This window comes from Streptomyces sp. x-19 (assembly GCF_046549115.1).
GTDB classification, from domain to species: domain Bacteria; phylum Actinomycetota; class Actinomycetes; order Streptomycetales; family Streptomycetaceae; genus Streptomyces; species Streptomyces albulus_C.
Genome location: NZ_JAJPWK010000020.1, coordinates 23,455 through 38,703, shown reverse-complemented (window position 1 = coordinate 38,703; position 15,249 = coordinate 23,455). Strand labels below are relative to the sequence as shown.

The following is a 15,249-nucleotide window of genomic DNA, read 5'->3' as shown; positions in this document are numbered from 1 at the left end:
GGGCGGCGCTGACCGCGGCCCCTCCATCATCGCGCACCTGGCGGAAAACCCCGGCGGGGGTCCTGGCGGGGGTCCTGGCGGGGGTCCTGGCGGGGCCACCGGCACGGGGCCCGGGCGGCACCCCCGGCGCCCGCCGTCGCGGTGGAGGCGATGCCCGCGGCGGGCGTGGTGGATGCGAGACTTCGGCAGGTGAACGTTTCCCGCGAGAGCCCACCGAGCCCGCCGCCGGGGGCGCCTCCCGGCGTGATCCGGGGGAGTTTGACGGAACTGCGCGGGCCGGGGGTGCGCCCCCGGTCGCTGGACGCCCGCGCGCTGGCCGCGCTGGCCGCCAATCCCGGCTGTCGACGCCGGGCGCTGCTGGACGGCGCGGGCGTCGACAAGGGCGCGCTGGCCCGCGCGCTGGGATCGCCCGCGGGCTACGGGCAGTCCCAGTTCGCGCTGGTCCGCGGCAACTCCTTCGAGGCCCGGGTGAAGGCCGACGGCGGCGTCGAACTGCTGCGGCTGGTGTGCGAGCGGCTGGCACCGGGCACCGCCCTGCCGGAGGTCGACGCGGTCGCCCGGCCCGACCTGTCCGCGGCCGGCCCCGAGGGGCGGGCGGCGCGCACCGCGCTGGCGCTGCGCGAGGCGACCGCGGCCGGCGACTGGGCCCTGCTGGACCACCCGCTGCTGGCGATGGACGTCGCCGGCTCGCCGGCCTACGTGGAACCGGACGCCGTGGTCGTGCATCCGGACGGCGGCTGGACGGTCGTCGAGATCAAGTCCTTCCCGATGATCGACGGGGCCGCGGACGCCGCGAAGGTCGGTGCCGCGGCCCGCCAGGCGGCGGTCTACGTCCTCGCCCTGGAGCCGGTGGCCGAGCACACCGCTGCGCACACCGGCCGCCCCGTCGCCGTCCACGACCGGGTCCTGCTGGTCTGCCCCAAGGACTTCTCCAACCTCCCGACCGCCGCCACCGTCGACGTCCGCAAGCAACTCGCCACCACCCGGCGCCAGTTGGCCCGACTCACCCGCGTCGAAGAGATCGCCGCCGCGCTCCCCCCGGGGACCACCTTCGACCTCGGGCTGAGCGACGACGGCCAGACCGCGACCCGCCCGGCCGCCGAACTGACCGAGGCGGTGGAAGCGGTCCCCGCGGCCTACGCACCCGAGTGCCTGGCCGCCTGCGAACTGGCCTTCCACTGCCGCAAGCGCGCCCGCGAGGACGGCGTGGTGGAGGCGCTGGGCCGCGGCGCGCGGGGCGAACTGGGCGGGCTGCGCACCGTCGACGAGGCGCTGGCGGCGGCCGCCGGCGACCCCGGCGCGGACCCCGACGACCCGGCCGTCCAGGCCCTGCGCGCGGCCGCCGCACTGCGCCGCGCGGCCCTCGCCGACGCCTCCGGCGCACGCGCCGGCTCCACCGGAGCGGCTGACGCCGCGCCCGTACCCGCACCGCGGACCGGGGAGGACCCGTGTCACTGATCGAGACGCTGGCCAGGATGGAGGCGGCGGCCGCCGGCCGCGCCCAGCCGCGGACCACGGTCCGCCACCGCCACCTCGCCGCCCGCCCGTTGGTCCTCGTCCCGCTGACCACCGCCGGTGAGGCCGGCGCCCCGTTGGGCGCCCTGGTCGGCACGGACCGCGAGAAGCCGCTGCTGTTGACGGTCCCGCAGCCCCGGGACCGCGACCTGCGGTTCGCCTTCCTCGCCGACCTGGCCGAGGCGGTGCTGCCCCACGTGGACGGCTTCGCCGACGACGTCGAGTTCGAGGAGCGCAAGGAGACCGACGCGGAGACCGGCAAGAAGGTTCCGGTCCAGGTCGAACTGTGCGCCGACGCGCCCCAGTTGATCGTGCCCAGCACCGCCGGCATCGAGTACGTGCGCCTGTTGGGCCGCTCGATGCGGTTCCGGCGGACGGCCGAGCAGGAACCGGAGACGCCCTTCCCGGCGCCGCCGCACGTGCCGCTGCTGGGCCGCTGGTTCACGCACTTCGGCGAGCGGGCCCGGGTGCCGGGCGCCTGCCTGCTGCTGTCCCTGACGGAGCTCCTGACCCGCCACTGGGCGACCGGCCAGAGCGCCCTGGAGGACCAGCACCTGGGCGCGCTGCTCGCCTGGATCGCCCCGCCGCCCGGTGTACCGGCCCAGCGGGCCGCCGAGTTCGCCGAGGCGGGCCGCGACGCGGGCGGCCAGCTCTACTGCCCGCCGGCCGGACCGGCCACCGACCCGGCGTTCGACAACCGGCTGCTGGCGCCCGCGATGGCCCGTTACGACGCCGGCACCCCCGGGGCGGAGGAGGAGGTCCGCGCCCTCGTCGAGAGCCAACTGCGCCCCACCTGGGACGCCGTCTGGCAGGGCATCGACCTGCTCCGCGGCCTGCCTGAGGGCGCCCGGGTCGCCGACCGCTGGAAGCGCGACCGCTGGTCGTACACCGCCCACCGCGACCGGATCCGCGCCGGCGAACCGCCGCAGCCCAAGCGGGACGACGCGGTCACCGCCGCCCAGAAGCTCGCCGCCCGGGAGGGCGCGCAGGCCCAACTGGACGCCCACGAAGCCCTGGACGACCCCCTGGTGATGGCCGCCCGCCGGCTCGCCGGTGAGGCGCTCCAAGGCGCCGTCGCGGACGTGGAGATGGCGTTCTCCGAGGGCAAGCGGCCGATGCCGCGCCCCTTGGTGACGCTGCGCACCGACGACCGTCCGCCGCTGGCCGAGGGCACCAAGCTCCACCGCACGCTGCCCGACGGGCGCACCCAGACCGCCGAGTTCGTGGCGTACGCCGCCGGCGCGGAGGGCGCCCCGGTGGTGCGGCTCACCGGCGGCATGGGCCGTGGCCGCGCGCCGGAGCCGGGCTCGGTCCCGGAACCCGGCGACGTCCTGTGCTGGACGCTCTTCGAACACGCCCCGCGCGGCGGCCCCACCCTGCCGGAGCCGGAGGACACCCCGTGGACGCACGGCGGCCCGCCGCCCGGCCCCGGTGACGCGCCGCCCGTCGCCGATCCGGTCACCCCCGAGGACTTCCTGTGACCCGCGCCGCCCGCCCCACGCCCGCCAACTCACCGGAAGGCGACCCGGCATGACGCCCCCGCCGCCCCTGCCCGCGCCGCCGCCGACCGACCCCGCCGCGGCGGCGGCCCGGGCGACCGACGCGATCCTCCACGACACGCTGCACAGCACCCGGCGCGGCGTGGTCGTCGACTCCCCGCCGGGCGCCGGGAAGTCCACCCTGGTCGTCCGCGCCGCCCGCGAACTGGCCGCGGCGGGCCGCCGTCTGATGATCGTCGCGCAGACCAACGCCCAGGTCGACGACCTCGTCCTGCGCCTCGCCGCGAAGGACCCCGAGCTGCCCGTGGGCCGCCTCCACAGCAGCGAACCCGGCGCGTTCGACCCGGCCCTGGCCGAGCTGCCCGCCGTCCGCACCTCCGCCAAGATCGCTGAGCTGGCCGCGCTCGACGTGGTGGTCTCCACCGCCGCCAAGTGGGCCTACACCAAGGTCGAGGAGCCCTGGCGGCACGCCATCGTGGACGAGGCGTACCAGATGCGTTCCGACGCGCTGCTGAGCGTCGCCGGCCTCTTCGAGCGGGCGCTCTTCGTCGGCGACCCGGGCCAGCTCGACCCGTTCAGCGTGGTCGGCGCCGACCAGTGGGCCGGCCTGTCCTACGACCCGTCCGCCAGCGCCGTCTCCACCCTCCTCGCCCACAACCCCGACCTGCCGCAGCACCGCCTCCCCGTCTCCTGGCGGCTGCCGGCGTCCGCAGCGCCCCTGGTCTCCGGCGCCTTCTACCCGTACACGCCGTTCCGCAGCGGCACCGGGCCCGACGACCGGCGGCTGGCGTTCGGCGTCCGGGGCGACGGTTCGGCCGTGGACCGCGTCCTGGACGAGGCCGCGGAATCCGGCTGGGGGCTCCTGGAGCTGCCGGCCCGGCACACGCCGCGCACGGACCCGGAGGCGGTCCGCGCCGTCGCCCGGGTCGTGTGTCGGGTGCTGGATCGCGGCGGGGTCGCCACCAGCGAGCAGGCCGACGGCGGGCAGCCGCTGACGGCCGCCCGGATCGCGGTCGGCACCGCCCACCGCGACCAGGCCGCGGCGGTCCGGGCGGCCCTCGCCGAGCTGGGCGTCACCGGCGTCACGGTGGACACCGCCAACCGCCTCCAGGGCCGCGAGTTCGACGTCACCGTCGTCCTGCACCCGCTCTCCGGCCGCCCCGACGCGACCGCCTTCCACCTGGAGACCGGGCGCCTGTGCGTGCTCGCCTCCCGGCACCGGCACGCCTGCGTCGTCGTCTGCCGCGCCGGGGTCGCCGAACTCCTCGACGAACATCCCGCCACGGATCCCGTGCAGCTGGGCGTCACGGTGAAGTTCCCCGACGGCTGGGAGGCGAACCACGCCGTGCTCGCGCACCTCGCGGAGCACCGGGTGCCGCTGCGGGGGTAGTGCCGCCGAGTGCCCCTGCCACCGGGCTCCGGGCGGGCGCGGCGGCAGGGGCGGTTCCAGCCGGTGCCCCCGGTGCCGGCCGGCGGCTGGGGCCGTCGTCACGGGTGCCCCGGTGGCCCCCTTGCGGAGGGCGGGACAATGGAATGCGGCACACAACCATGGAGGTAGGTACATGTCCGAGCCGCAGCCGGCTCCCGATCCACGCGGTACGGCGCCCGCCCCCCGCCGCATGAGGCCCGCGCAGTTGCTGTTCGAGCCTCCCGAGGCCACCGCCGACCCCGAGCACTTCTTCGGGCTGGAGTCGGTCGAGGACCCCGGCGCGCTGCTCGGCCGCGCGACCGAGCTCGCCCTGGCGTTCCGCGCGGCGGCCGACCGCGCGACGGAGTTCCAGGCGATGGCCGCCGCCCAGCTGACCGACCCCCGCCGCTTCGACCGGCTGCCGCTGGCCGTGGTCGCCGAGCGGGCCGACTGGACCGAGGACTACGCCCAGAAGATGGTCGAGTTCGGCCAGAGCCTGCTGCGGAGCGGCAGCACCGTGCCGCCCGACATCGACTGACCGGCGCCCGGGCCCCCGCGGCTCCACGGGGGCCGGCGCGCGGCGGGCCGGCCCACGAACGCCGTGGTCACAGCAATCACTCCGACCCCAGACACCCCTCTCGGCTCATGGTTCTAGATCATGAGCCGCTGGCATATGCGGCGCGGGGAAGATACTCCCCAGCGCCCCGGCCTGTCCCGGTTTCCGCCAATCAGGACTGCCGGGGGCTCCGAGTCGGTAGACCTGTCCCATGAGTGACTGGCTGCCCGAGACTCCGCGGAACCTGGCTTTCCCCACCACGGCGTACGTCACGCTGGCCGGGGCCGACTGGCTCGCCTCCGCCAGCCCGCACCCGGAGGGCATGCACATGCTGTGGGCGGAACGTCCCGACGCACCCACCGTGCTGCCGTGCGGCGCGGCCTTCGACGTGATCAACACCCCGGCGCTCTTCGGACGGCGCATGGTGGACCGGCTGTGGTCGAGCGGCCCGGGCTCGGGGCCGGTGGCCACGCACCGCGGACGGATCCTGCTGTTCGCGGCGCCCGGCACCGCCCAGCGGCTGCCCTCGCTGCTGGCCTGGGAGGAGTGGGGCAGCGCCGTGCCGCCCCTGCTGTGCCACGGGAGCGGGGACGCGGTGACGGTCCCGCCGCTGCATCCCCGCCCGCACGCCGCGGGTGACGCGGTGGACGAGACGCCCGCCGGGTCGCGCTGGCTGGTGGCGCCGGACGTCCGCGATCCCTGGCTGCCGGGGCCGGACATCCTGCTGTGGGCTTGCGTACGGGCCGCCCGCGGCGGGCTCGGCGCGGACCGGGAAAGTGCCCGTCCGCACCACGAAAGCGCTGTTCAGGGCGGGGATCCCGTACTGACAGGCGGCTGAGGGGAATCGATTTTTGCCCTCCCCGGCCAGGATGCTAATGTTTTCCCCGTCAGCAGGCGCCGCTAGCTCAGTTGGTTAGAGCAGCTGACTCTTAATCAGCGGGTCCGGGGTTCGAGTCCCTGGCGGCGCACAGACGGTCGAAGGCCCCCACTCCGGTGGGGGCCTTCGGCGTGTGCGGGGGGTCACGGCGTGCTGCGGGTGACCTTGACCGCCCATTCGCCGTCGGTGGTCCGGCCCTGGACCTGGATGCGCACGCCGTCCTCGGTGTCGTTGAGGCTCTCCCCCACGCCGAGCGGGGCGTCGGCGAGCGGCGGGTAGACGGAGGTGCCCCAGCAGGCGGAGGTGCCGGGGTGGCCGTCGAGCACCTGGACGGGGCCGGCGCCGGAGGCGGTGCCGCTGCGGACGCGGTAGACGAGGACGCCCTCGGTGCAGAGCGAGCGGTCGTTGCCCTCGGCGCCGCGGGCCTCCATGGCGAGGGCACTGTCGGGGCCGGTGCGGACCACCAGGAGGCGGGGGCGATGGCGGTCGCCGGGGTCCTCGGGGGCGGAGAGGGTGCGCAGCGAGTGCATCCGGGGGTGGTCCAGGCTGACGCAGTCGACCTGGGCGTCGGTGATCCAACCCAGCCGCCACTTGTGCCAGGCGAAGGGGTCGGGGGCCAGTCCGAACTGGCTGCCCATGAGGTCCCAGTCGCCCACGTAGGTGTCCCAGTCGCCGTGGCCGTTCTCGGGGCGGTGGTAGAGGTCCGGCAGGTCGAAGACGTGGCCGGTCTCGTGCGCGAGGACGTTGCGGTCGGGCGGGCTGTGTTCGAAGACGGTGACGAAGCGGCGGAGCTCGGCGCCGTCGGCGTACATCGGCTGGTCGAGGTTGACGACCTTGGTGGCGTCGGAGTCGACGCCCGGGGCGGACGGGTCGGCGACGAGGTAGACCAGGTCGTAGCGGCTGAAGTCGATAGTCGGGTCGGCCGCGGCGACCGCGTCGCGGAGGTAGGCGGAGCGGCGCCCGGATTCCCAGTCCCGTTGTATGCCGTACCAGGTGGAGCGGTGCGGCATGCGGACCCAGCGGCGGTGGATGTGGGTGCGGAGGTGGAACTTGCCGTAGGAGGCACGCTCGAAGAAGCGGGAGGTGCCGGGGAAGTAGTCGGCGGACAGCTGCTGGAGGGTGGTGGTGGGGCGGGCGTCCGGGAAGGACAGGAAGATCATCACCGCGTCGAGGCGGCGGTCCGGCCGGGGGTAGGCGCCGTTCCAGTTGTCGACGCCCTCGGAGTGGTGGGCGTCGGTGCGTCCCAGGGCGCAGGACAGGGCCGCCTCGGAGGCGGTGGCCGGGCCGGCCACGATGGAGGTCGCGATGAGCGCGCTCAAGGAGGTGGCGACGGCTGCGACGCGCCGCATGCGGCGGCGGTCCACCCCGTGGGGTGTCTGGGCGCGCGGCACGTAGACCTCCAGGGGTGGATTCGGGACACCCACTTACCCTGTGGTGATTTCATGCTCTTCGTCTCGTTATGGCAGCCCAGATGAGTGATGGTCACGCCCCCGTCAGGTCGTAACGGAAAGTCACAAGCGACCAACGGGGCAATAGGGACGAACAGAGCCGGGCAGAATTGGCTGAACTTCCGTCATGCGTGCGGATGGTCACGGCTTCGTCGCTGGATCGGCCCTCGTGCCAGCCTCTATGATCGCCACACTTTCCAGGGCGAGGTCCCCCCTCCGTCACGAGACAAGCGCCATGCGGGAGCGAGCAGTGAGCGGACACCCCGACAGCACGGGCCGCACGCCCGGAGCGACACTGCCCTCGGTGACGGAGCGTGAGGGTTCGACCAACGAATCGACGTCCCGGCCCGCTCCTCCGTCCGCCTGCGACGCCTCCGCCCGGTGCGACGACACCGCCGCCTCGCTCGGCGACTACCGCGCCGCCTTCCACACCGCGAGCCTGCCGATGGCCGTCCTCAACCGCGACGGGCTGGTGCTCGCCGCCAACCCCGCACTGGGCGAGCTGGTGGGCGCCGACCCGGACGACCTGGTCGCGGCCACCGCCGCCGACCTGACCGACCTGGGCGCCGACCCGCGGGTGTGGGCGGCGTACCGGGAGGTGCTGTGCGGCCGCAGCGACCGGCTGCGCTCCACCCGTCGGGTGAAGCGGTCCGACGGGAGTTCGGTGTGGGTGGAGGTGACCGTCGAGGCCGTCGCCGAGGGGCCACTGGGCGGTGCGGAGCGGGTCCTGCTGTCGCTCGCGGACATCAGCGACCGGCACGACCTGCTGGCCCGGCTGCGGCATCTGCAAATGCACGATCCGGTGACCCGGCTGCCCAATCGCACGCTGTTCTTCGAGCGGCTCACCGCGGCGCTGGAGGCGGCCGCGTTCGAGCGGTCGGGCACCGGCCGGATCGGGCTGTGCTACCTCGACCTGGACGGCTTCAAGGCGGTCAACGACACCTTGGGGCACCGGGTCGGCGACCGGCTGCTCAGCGCCGTGGCACAGCGGCTGACGGGCTGCGCGGAGCACACCGGGGAGCGCGGGCCGGGCCGCGCCGGACACCTGGTGGCGCGCCTGGGCGGCGACGAGTTCGCGCTGCTGGTCGAGGACTCCACCGGCACCGACCAGCTGGCGGAGCTGGCGCAGTCGGTGCTGGACGCGCTCCAGCGGCCGTTCGACCTGGCCGGGCAGCGGCTGTCGGTGTCGGCGAGCATCGGCGTGGTGGAGCGGACCGCGAGCGGCACCACGGCGACCGGGCTGATGCAGGCCGCGGACACCACGCTGTACTGGGCCAAGGAGGACGGCAAGGCCCGCTGGACCCTCTTCGACCCGGAGCGCAACGCGCACCGGATGACCCGGCAGGCGCTGTCCAGCACGCTGCGGCCGGCGGTGGACCGCGGCGAGTTCACCCTGGAGTACCAGCCGCTGGTGGGGCTGGGGGACGGCCGGGCGCAGGGCGTGGAGGCGCTGGTGCGCTGGCGGCATCCGCAGTTCGGCGTGCTGTCGCCGAATCGGTTCATCGCGCTGGCCGAGGAGAACGGCGCCATCGTCGAACTGGGCCGCTGGGTACTGGAGCGGGCCTGCTACCAGGCGCGGGCCTGGCAGCTGGCGCATCCCGGGGGCGAGCCGCTGTTCGTCAGCGTGAACGTGGCCGTGCGTCAGGTGTGGGACTCCGACCTGGTGGCGGACGTCGCCGGGATCCTGGCGGAGACCGGGCTGCCGCCGCAGCTGCTCCAGTTGGAGCTGACCGAGTCCGCGGTGATGGGGTCTGCGGGCCGGCCGTTGCAGGCCCTCCAGGCGCTCAGCGACATGGGCGTGCGGATCGCCATCGACGACTTCGGCACCGGCTACTCCAACCTTGCCTACCTCAGCCGGCTGCCGGTGTCGGTGCTGAAGCTGGACGGGTCGTTCGTCCACGGCTTCCGCTCGCAGGAGCACCCGAACCCGGCGGACGAGATGATCGTGGAGGCGCTGGTCGCGCTGGCGCACCGGCTCGGGCTGACGGTGACCGCGGAGTGCGTGGAGAGCGCCGAGCAGGCCGAACGGCTCCGCCGGATCGGGTGCGACACCGGTCAGGGCTGGCTCTACTCCCGGCCGGTGGCCCCGGACCTGGTGGAGGCGCTCTTGGACGCGGGGCGCGCCTGTAGTTGAGCCGCGCGCCCCGCGCCCGCGCCGTGCGTCAGCCCTGCGGGAGTCCGTAGGCGTCGGCGATGAGGTCGTAGGAGCGCCGGCGCACGTCGCCGGTGTGGGCGTTGGCGGTGATCATCAGCTCGTCGGCGCCGGTGCGCTTGGCCAGGTCGTCGAGCCCCTGGCGGACGGCGTCGGGGGTGCCGTGGACGACGTTGCCGAGCCAGCTGTCGACGAAGTCCTGCTCGACGGCGCTGAAGTGGTGGGCGGCCGCCTCCTCGGGGCTGGGGACGAGGCCGGGGCGGCCGGTGCGCAGCCGGATCATGGCGAGGGCGCCGGTGCGGACCTGGCGCAGGGCCTCCTGCTCGTCCTCGGCCGCCAGCGCGGAGACGCCGATCAGGGCGTACGGCTCGGCGAGCACCTCGGAGGGGCGGAACGAGGCGCGGTAGAGGTCCAGGGCGGGGACGGTGTTGGCCGCGGAGAAGTGGTGCGCGAAGGCGAACGGCAGGCCGAACGTGCCGGCCAGGCGGGCGCTGAAGCCGGAGGAGCCGAGCAGCCACAGGGGCGGGCGGTGCGGGGACTGGACGCCGCCGGGGGCGGTGGCCTGGACGGGGCCGGGCACGGCGTGGATCCGGGCGTAGGGGTGGCCGTCGGGGAAGGAGTCGTCGAGGAACCGGGTCAACTCGGCGAGCTGCTGCGGAAAATCATCGGCCCCCTCGTGCAGCCGGTCGGTGCGGCGGAGCGCGGCGGCGGTGGCGCCGTCGGTGCCGGGGGCGCGGCCCAGGCCCAGGTCGACGCGGCCGGGGGCCATCGCCTCCAGGGTGCCGAACTGCTCGGCGATGACCAGGGGGGCGTGGTTGGGCAGCATGACCCCGCCGGAGCCGAGCCGGATGCGGTCGGTGTGGGCGGCGAGGTGCGCGAGGAGCACCGCCGGCGAGGAGGACGCGACGCCGGGCATGGAGTGGTGCTCGGCGACCCAGAAGCGGTGGAAGCCGCGACGCTCGGCGCTGCGGGCGAGTTCGACGGCGGTGCGGATCGCGGTGGTGGCGGTGCTGCCGGCGCCGACCGTCACCAGGTCGAGCACGGACAGGGGGACTGGTGCGGTGCCCAGGGCCGTGCCCCGGATGCCGTCGCCTCCGGGCCGGCCGTCGGTGCCCGGGGTCTGCTGCTGTTCGCCGCTCACGGTGCGGGTCCTCCTCGCGTCGCGCGTCCTTGACGTCGTTGCTGTGCGAGGAGGTTAACCGGAGCAATTCTCCGGTTATTCCCGAGCGGGGCGGCGATTCCGGCCGCGGCGCGACCCCGACCGTTCCCGGCCGCGGTCGACGGGGTCCCGGCCGCGGGCCGAACGGCTGCCGGTCGCGGCCGGGATGACGGGCCGGGGCGCTACCCGCGGGCCGTACGGGAGAACAGCGTGCCCAGCTCCGGGCAGGCCAGCGGGCGGTCGAGCAGCCGCAGGCCCTCCCAGACCGTCACCTGATTGGCGGTGAGGACCGGTTTGCCGAGCGCGGCTTCGAGGGCGGGCAGGTGGGCGGCGGTGTGCAGGGCGGTGTCGGGCAGGAGGACGGCCTCGGCGTCCGGGTGGTCGCCGGCCCGGGCCAGGGCGAGCACCTCGTCGCGGCCCCAGGTGCCGACCTCGGCGGCGGTGATGATGCCGCTGCCCCGGGTGGCGACGACCTCGGCGCCGGCGGCCTTGAGGAACGCGTGGAAGTACTCGGCGACGTCGGCCGGATAGGTGGCGGCGATCGCGACCCGGCGGACGTCCAGCGCCCGGACGGCGTGCGCGAAGGCGAAGGAGGTGCTGGAGGCGGGCAGCCCGGCAGTGGCCGACAGCTCCCGCACCTGCTGCTGGGCGCCCTCCCAGCCGTAGATGAAGCTGGCGCTCGTACACGCCCAGACGACGGCCTGGGCGCCGCGGTCGCGCAGCGCGCCGACGCCGGCCCCGAGCCGGGCCGCGGAACCCATCTCCAGCAGCGCGTCGACGCGGTGGGCGTCCTCGCCGATGTCGGTGTGCACGAGCGGCAGGCGGACCGCTCGGCCCAGGAGCGCTTCGAGCCGGGGGTAGTCGTCTTCTGCGGAGTGGCCCGGGTAGAGGAAGCCGACCGATGCCATGCAGTTCTCCCTTGCGGGTGGTGGGTGCGGTGTGCGGTGCGGACCGGACTCAGCCCGGGGGCTGGTGGCCGGGATCGTCGGGGAGGTAGGGGGACGGTTCGGTGCCGTCGCCCGCGTCGACCTCGGGCGGCACCGGCGGGCCGGCGAAGGCGGCCTCGGGGGTGGGACAGGATCCGCCCGGCGGCTGGCTGCCGGTCATCGCGGCCGGGCCGCGACGCGCCACCGGATCGAGCAGCGCCTGGTACGGCCCGACGGCCTGGATGCCGATCGCGCGCAGCGCGGCCCACACCGTCACCTGATTGGCGGAGAGCACGGGCATCCGCAGCTCCGCCTCCAGTTGGGGGATGACGTCGTAGGTGGGGAGGTTGGTGCAGCTGATGAAGAGGGCGTCCGCGCCGCCGACGACGGCCTCGCGGGCCATGTCGACCACGTCGCGGTAGGGGACCTTCCAGATGTGTCGGGTGAGTCCAAGGTAGGCGCGGCCGGTGACGGTGATCCCGGCCTCGCCCAGGTACTCCTCCAGGGAATCGGTGACCGACTTGGTGTACGGGGTGACGACGGCGACGCGCCGGGCCCCGATCTCCTGGAGCGCCGCGATCGCGGCGCCCGAGGTGGTGAGGGCGGGTACCTCCCCCGCCTGGGTCATGGCCGCGCACATCGCGCGTTCGCCCGCCATGCCGCCGACGAAGCTGCCGGACGTACAGGCATAGGCGATGACCTGGGGCGATACCGCGCACAGCGCCTGGACGGCGGCGTGCAGGGTCTCGTGCTCGCTGACCAGGCGGGCCAGGTCGAGGCTGACCTCGACGGGTACGAAGGGAGTTCGGGTGAGGTGGAGGGACACGTCGTCGGGGACCCAGCGCCACAGCTCGCGGTCGAGTGCGAAGTCGAAGGGGGCGACGACGCCCACGCCAAGCTGAGGCTGTGGGCCACCCAGGAAAGAGACGTCCATGAAGGCCCCTAGAAGGCACGAAGGACTGATACGGCGCGGCCAGAGGCCGGGGGAGGTGGTGCAGCCGGACAAGCCGGGACGTCGGAACAGAGCCGTTGTTGACACGGTAGATACGACTTCTTAGCGTGGTCAATCCTCGCATCTCAGGCATCTGTCGGCGCCCTGTTCCGCGATACGGGGCACACGTTTCAGAATGGTTTCTGACCTATGTCCGATAGCCCCGGCAGCACCCTCCTCGTACTGGGTTCCGACCCGCTCCCCCAGCTGGACCGGCTCACCGGCCGGGCCGATGTCGTCTTCGCCGACGAGAAGACGCTGGCCGACCTACTCCCCACCGCCGACGTGCTGTTGGCCTGGGACTTCACCTCCGACGCGATCCGGGACAGCTGGCCGGAGCGCGGCCCGCGGCCGCGCTGGGTGCACACCGCGAGCGCCGGCGTGGACCGGCTCATGTGCCCGGCGCTGATCGCCGACGACACCGTCGTCACCAACGCCCGCGGGGTCTTCGAACAGCCGATCGCCGAGTACGTCGCCGGACTGGTGATCGCCATGGCCAAGGACTTCTACGGGAGTTGGGAGCTCCAGCGGCAGCGGCGCTGGCGGCACCGGGAGACACTGCGGCTGGCCGGCACCCGCGCGGTGGTGGTGGGGTCCGGGCCGATCGGCCGGGCCATCGGCACCACCTTGCTGGCACTGGGTGTCGAGGTCGAGCTGGTGGGCCGCCGGGAGCGGACCGGTGATCCGCAGTTCGGCCGGGTGCACGGCGCGGAGGGGTTGAACGCGCTGCTGCCCCACGCGGATTGGGTGGTCTGCGCGGCACCGCTGACGGCGGCGACCCGGGGGATGTTCGGGGCCGCGGCGTTCGCGCTGATGCCGCGCCGGGCCCGCTTCGTCAACGTCGCGCGGGGACCGCTGGTGGACGAGGAGGCGCTGGTCGCGGCGTTGCGGGAGTGGCGGATCGCGGCCGCGGCACTGGACGTCTTCCAACATGAGCCGCTGTCCACGGACAGTCCGCTGTGGGACGTGCCGCACCTGATCGTCTCGCCGCACATGAGCGGCGACACCCTGGGCTGGCGGGACGCGCTCGCCACCCAGTTCCAGGACAACTTCGACCGGTGGGCGGCCGGGGAGCCGCTGCTCAACGTGGTCGACAAACGCCTCGGATACGTACCGGTGCAGTGACCGCGCGGGCCGTCCGGGTCCGGCCCGCGGCGGTCCGCGCCCCGCCCGCCGTCCCGCTCGGGGCGGCCGACGCTCGGAGGACGCATGACCAACGGATCCACCCGCCTCGCCGACCTGTCCGCCACCCGACTGACGGCCGGCTACGCCGCCGGCGAGTTCTCCCCCGTCGAGGCGACCCGGGAGGTGCTGGCGCGCGCCGAGGCCGCCCAGGCCGCCGTCAACGCCTTCACCCGGATCGACGCGGAGTCGGCGCTGGCACAGGCGGCGGAGTCGACGCAGCGCTGGCGGCGCGGGGAGCCGGCGGGGCCGGTGGACGGGGTGCCGGTCACCGTCAAGGACCTGCTGCTGACCCGGGGCGCGCCGACGCTGCGCGGGTCGCGGACGGTCCGCGCGGAGGGCGCGACGTGGGACGAGGACGCGCCGGCGGTGGCCCGGCTGCGGGAGTCCGGGGCGGTGTTCGTCGGCAAGACCACGACGCCGGAGTTCGGCTGGAAGGGCGTCACGGACAGTCCGCGGCACGGGGTGACGGGCAATCCGTACGACCCGGGGCGCACCTCCGGCGGTTCCAGCGGGGGCAGTGCGGCGGCGGTGGCGTTGGGGGCCGGGCCGCTGAGCCTGGGGACGGACGGCGGCGGGTCGGTGCGGATCCCGGCGTCGTTCTGCGGGATCTTCGGGCTGAAGGCGACCTACGGGCGGGTGCCGCTGTATCCGGCGAGTCCGTTCGGGACGCTGGCGCACGTGGGGCCGATGGCCCGGGACGCGGCGGACGCGGCCCTGATGATGGACGTGATCTGCGGTGCGGACTGGCGGGACTGGTCGCAGCTGGCCCCCGAGTCGGGGTCGTTCCGGCAGGCGCTGGCCACGAAGGTGACGGGGCTGCGGGTGGCGTACAGCCCGACGCTGGGGTGGGACGTGCCGGTGGCGCCGGAGGTGGCGACGGCGGTCCGCCGGGCGGTGGACACGCTGGCCGGGCTCGGCGCGGACGTCGAGGAGATCGATCCGGGCGTGGCGGATCCCGTGGAGGCGTTCCACACGCTGTGGTTCAGCGGCGCGGCCCGGGTGGTGCAGCCGCTCGGGGCGGCCGATCTGGAGCTGCTGGACCCGGGGCTGAAGGAGGTCTGTGCACAGGGCGCCCGCTACAGCGCGCTGGACTACCTGGCGGCGGTGGACGTCCGGATGGCGCTGGGGCGGGCGATGGGGCGTTTCCACAGCGTCTACGACCTGTTGGTGACGCCGACCGAACCGCTCACCGCCTTCGCGGCCGGCGTGGAAGTGCCGCCTGGTTCCGGCCACGCCCGGTGGACGGGCTGGACGCCGTTCACCTATCCGTTCAACCTCACCCAGCAGCCCGCCGCGACCGTGCCCTGCGGGCTGGACGGCGACGGGCTGCCGATCGGGGTGCAGCTGGTGGGTGCCCGGCACGCGGACGCGCTGGTGCTGCGCGCCGCGCACGCCCTCTACGAGGCGGGGACGGCGGACATCCCGGCGCCGCCGGCCCCCTGAGGCGATCGGCGCCGCCGGTCCCCAGGGTGCGGGCGAACACTTCCCGTAGGGGGCGCCGAGGCCCCCTGCGGGGCCACAACGCGGAGGGGG

The 15,249-nt window shown here is 74.8% G+C and carries 12 protein-coding genes and 1 tRNA gene; 9 read left to right on the top strand and 4 right to left on the bottom strand.

From position 1 onward, the window contains the following. The first annotated feature begins 150 nt into the window (after positions 1-150). The 6 genes from ACLJT4_RS32010 (at position 151) to ACLJT4_RS31985 (ending at position 5,946) form a co-directional block, all read left to right on the top strand. The gene (locus ACLJT4_RS32010; RefSeq protein WP_411127651.1) at positions 151-1,458 is read left to right on the top strand and encodes a hypothetical protein; all 1,308 of its coding nucleotides are present in this window, start codon (positions 151-153) and stop codon (positions 1,456-1,458) included. After that, entirely contained in the window at positions 1,449-2,996 is a 1,548-nt protein-coding gene (locus tag ACLJT4_RS32005) for a hypothetical protein (protein WP_411127649.1), read from the top strand. The genes ACLJT4_RS32010 and ACLJT4_RS32005 overlap by 10 nt, the downstream gene beginning before the upstream one ends. A gap of 49 nt (positions 2,997-3,045) precedes the next feature. Then, positions 3,046-4,404, top strand: coding sequence for an AAA domain-containing protein (locus ACLJT4_RS32000; RefSeq protein WP_411127647.1), 1,359 nt, complete (start codon positions 3,046-3,048; stop codon positions 4,402-4,404). Between the two features lie 172 nt (positions 4,405-4,576). Continuing rightward, positions 4,577-4,960: a hypothetical protein gene (locus tag ACLJT4_RS31995; protein WP_411127645.1), complete on the top strand. Its 384-nt coding sequence runs from the start codon at positions 4,577-4,579 to the stop codon at positions 4,958-4,960. Positions 4,961-5,189: 229 nt separating this feature from the next. Further along, positions 5,190-5,816 (top strand): bifunctional DNA primase/polymerase, encoded by a 627-nt coding sequence (locus ACLJT4_RS31990; RefSeq protein WP_411127643.1) that lies wholly within the window; start codon positions 5,190-5,192, stop codon positions 5,814-5,816. 56 nt (positions 5,817-5,872) lie between these two features. After that, a tRNA-Lys gene (locus ACLJT4_RS31985) sits at positions 5,873-5,946 on the top strand. A 52-nt stretch (positions 5,947-5,998) separates the two neighbouring features. Here the strand turns inward: ACLJT4_RS31985 and ACLJT4_RS31980 are convergent. Beyond that, positions 5,999-7,204: a M6 family metalloprotease domain-containing protein gene (locus ACLJT4_RS31980; protein ID WP_411127796.1), complete on the bottom strand. Its 1,206-nt coding sequence runs from the start codon at positions 7,202-7,204 to the stop codon at positions 5,999-6,001. A 403-nt stretch (positions 7,205-7,607) separates the two neighbouring features. Between ACLJT4_RS31980 and ACLJT4_RS31975 the strand changes: the two genes are divergently transcribed. Beyond that, on the top strand, positions 7,608-9,437 hold the full coding sequence (locus tag ACLJT4_RS31975) for a putative bifunctional diguanylate cyclase/phosphodiesterase (RefSeq protein WP_411127641.1): 1,830 nt from the start codon (positions 7,608-7,610) through the stop codon (positions 9,435-9,437). Positions 9,438-9,465: 28 nt separating this feature from the next. Here the strand turns inward: ACLJT4_RS31975 and ACLJT4_RS31970 are convergent, their stop codons facing one another. The 3 genes from ACLJT4_RS31970 to ACLJT4_RS31960 form a co-directional block, all read right to left on the bottom strand. Then, entirely contained in the window at positions 9,466-10,596 is a 1,131-nt protein-coding gene (locus ACLJT4_RS31970) for an LLM class flavin-dependent oxidoreductase (protein WP_411127639.1), read from the bottom strand. Between the two features lie 200 nt (positions 10,597-10,796). Then, a complete protein-coding gene (locus tag ACLJT4_RS31965; protein WP_016574266.1) occupies positions 10,797-11,522 on the bottom strand; it encodes an aspartate/glutamate racemase family protein in 726 nt (241 codons plus the stop codon). Positions 11,523-11,571: 49 nt separating this feature from the next. Then, positions 11,572-12,474, bottom strand: a complete 903-nt coding sequence (locus ACLJT4_RS31960) for an aspartate/glutamate racemase family protein (protein ID WP_411127637.1) — start codon at positions 12,472-12,474, stop codon at positions 11,572-11,574. A gap of 207 nt (positions 12,475-12,681) precedes the next feature. Here ACLJT4_RS31960 and ACLJT4_RS31955 point away from each other — a divergent pair, with 207 nt between their 5' ends. Together ACLJT4_RS31955 and ACLJT4_RS31950 are read left to right on the top strand one after the other, a co-directional pair. Next, entirely contained in the window at positions 12,682-13,656 is a 975-nt protein-coding gene (locus ACLJT4_RS31955) for a D-2-hydroxyacid dehydrogenase (protein WP_411127635.1), read from the top strand. Between the two features lie 84 nt (positions 13,657-13,740). After that, the gene (locus ACLJT4_RS31950; RefSeq protein ID WP_411127634.1) at positions 13,741-15,159 is read left to right on the top strand and encodes an amidase; all 1,419 of its coding nucleotides are present in this window, start codon (positions 13,741-13,743) and stop codon (positions 15,157-15,159) included. Positions 15,160-15,249 lie beyond the last annotated feature (90 nt).

What these genes read in the sequence shown, in the direction of transcription:
- ACLJT4_RS31995 (WP_411127645.1), top strand. Translation starts at nt 4,577, where the DNA reads ATGTCCGAGCCGCAGCCGGCTCCCGATCCACGCGGTACGGCGCCCGCC.
- ACLJT4_RS31965 (WP_016574266.1), bottom strand. Translation starts at nt 11,522, where the DNA reads ATGGCATCGGTCGGCTTCCTCTACCCGGGCCACTCCGCAGAAGACGAC.
- ACLJT4_RS32000 (WP_411127647.1), top strand. Translation starts at nt 3,046, where the DNA reads ATGACGCCCCCGCCGCCCCTGCCCGCGCCGCCGCCGACCGACCCCGCC.
- ACLJT4_RS31980 (WP_411127796.1), bottom strand. Translation starts at nt 7,204, where the DNA reads ATGCGGCGCGTCGCAGCCGTCGCCACCTCCTTGAGCGCGCTCATCGCG.
- ACLJT4_RS31950 (WP_411127634.1), top strand. Translation starts at nt 13,741, where the DNA reads ATGACCAACGGATCCACCCGCCTCGCCGACCTGTCCGCCACCCGACTG.
- ACLJT4_RS32010 (WP_411127651.1), top strand. Translation starts at nt 151, where the DNA reads ATGCCCGCGGCGGGCGTGGTGGATGCGAGACTTCGGCAGGTGAACGTT.
- ACLJT4_RS31960 (WP_411127637.1), bottom strand. Translation starts at nt 12,474, where the DNA reads ATGGACGTCTCTTTCCTGGGTGGCCCACAGCCTCAGCTTGGCGTGGGC.
- ACLJT4_RS31955 (WP_411127635.1), top strand. Translation starts at nt 12,682, where the DNA reads ATGTCCGATAGCCCCGGCAGCACCCTCCTCGTACTGGGTTCCGACCCG.
- ACLJT4_RS31990 (WP_411127643.1), top strand. Translation starts at nt 5,190, where the DNA reads ATGAGTGACTGGCTGCCCGAGACTCCGCGGAACCTGGCTTTCCCCACC.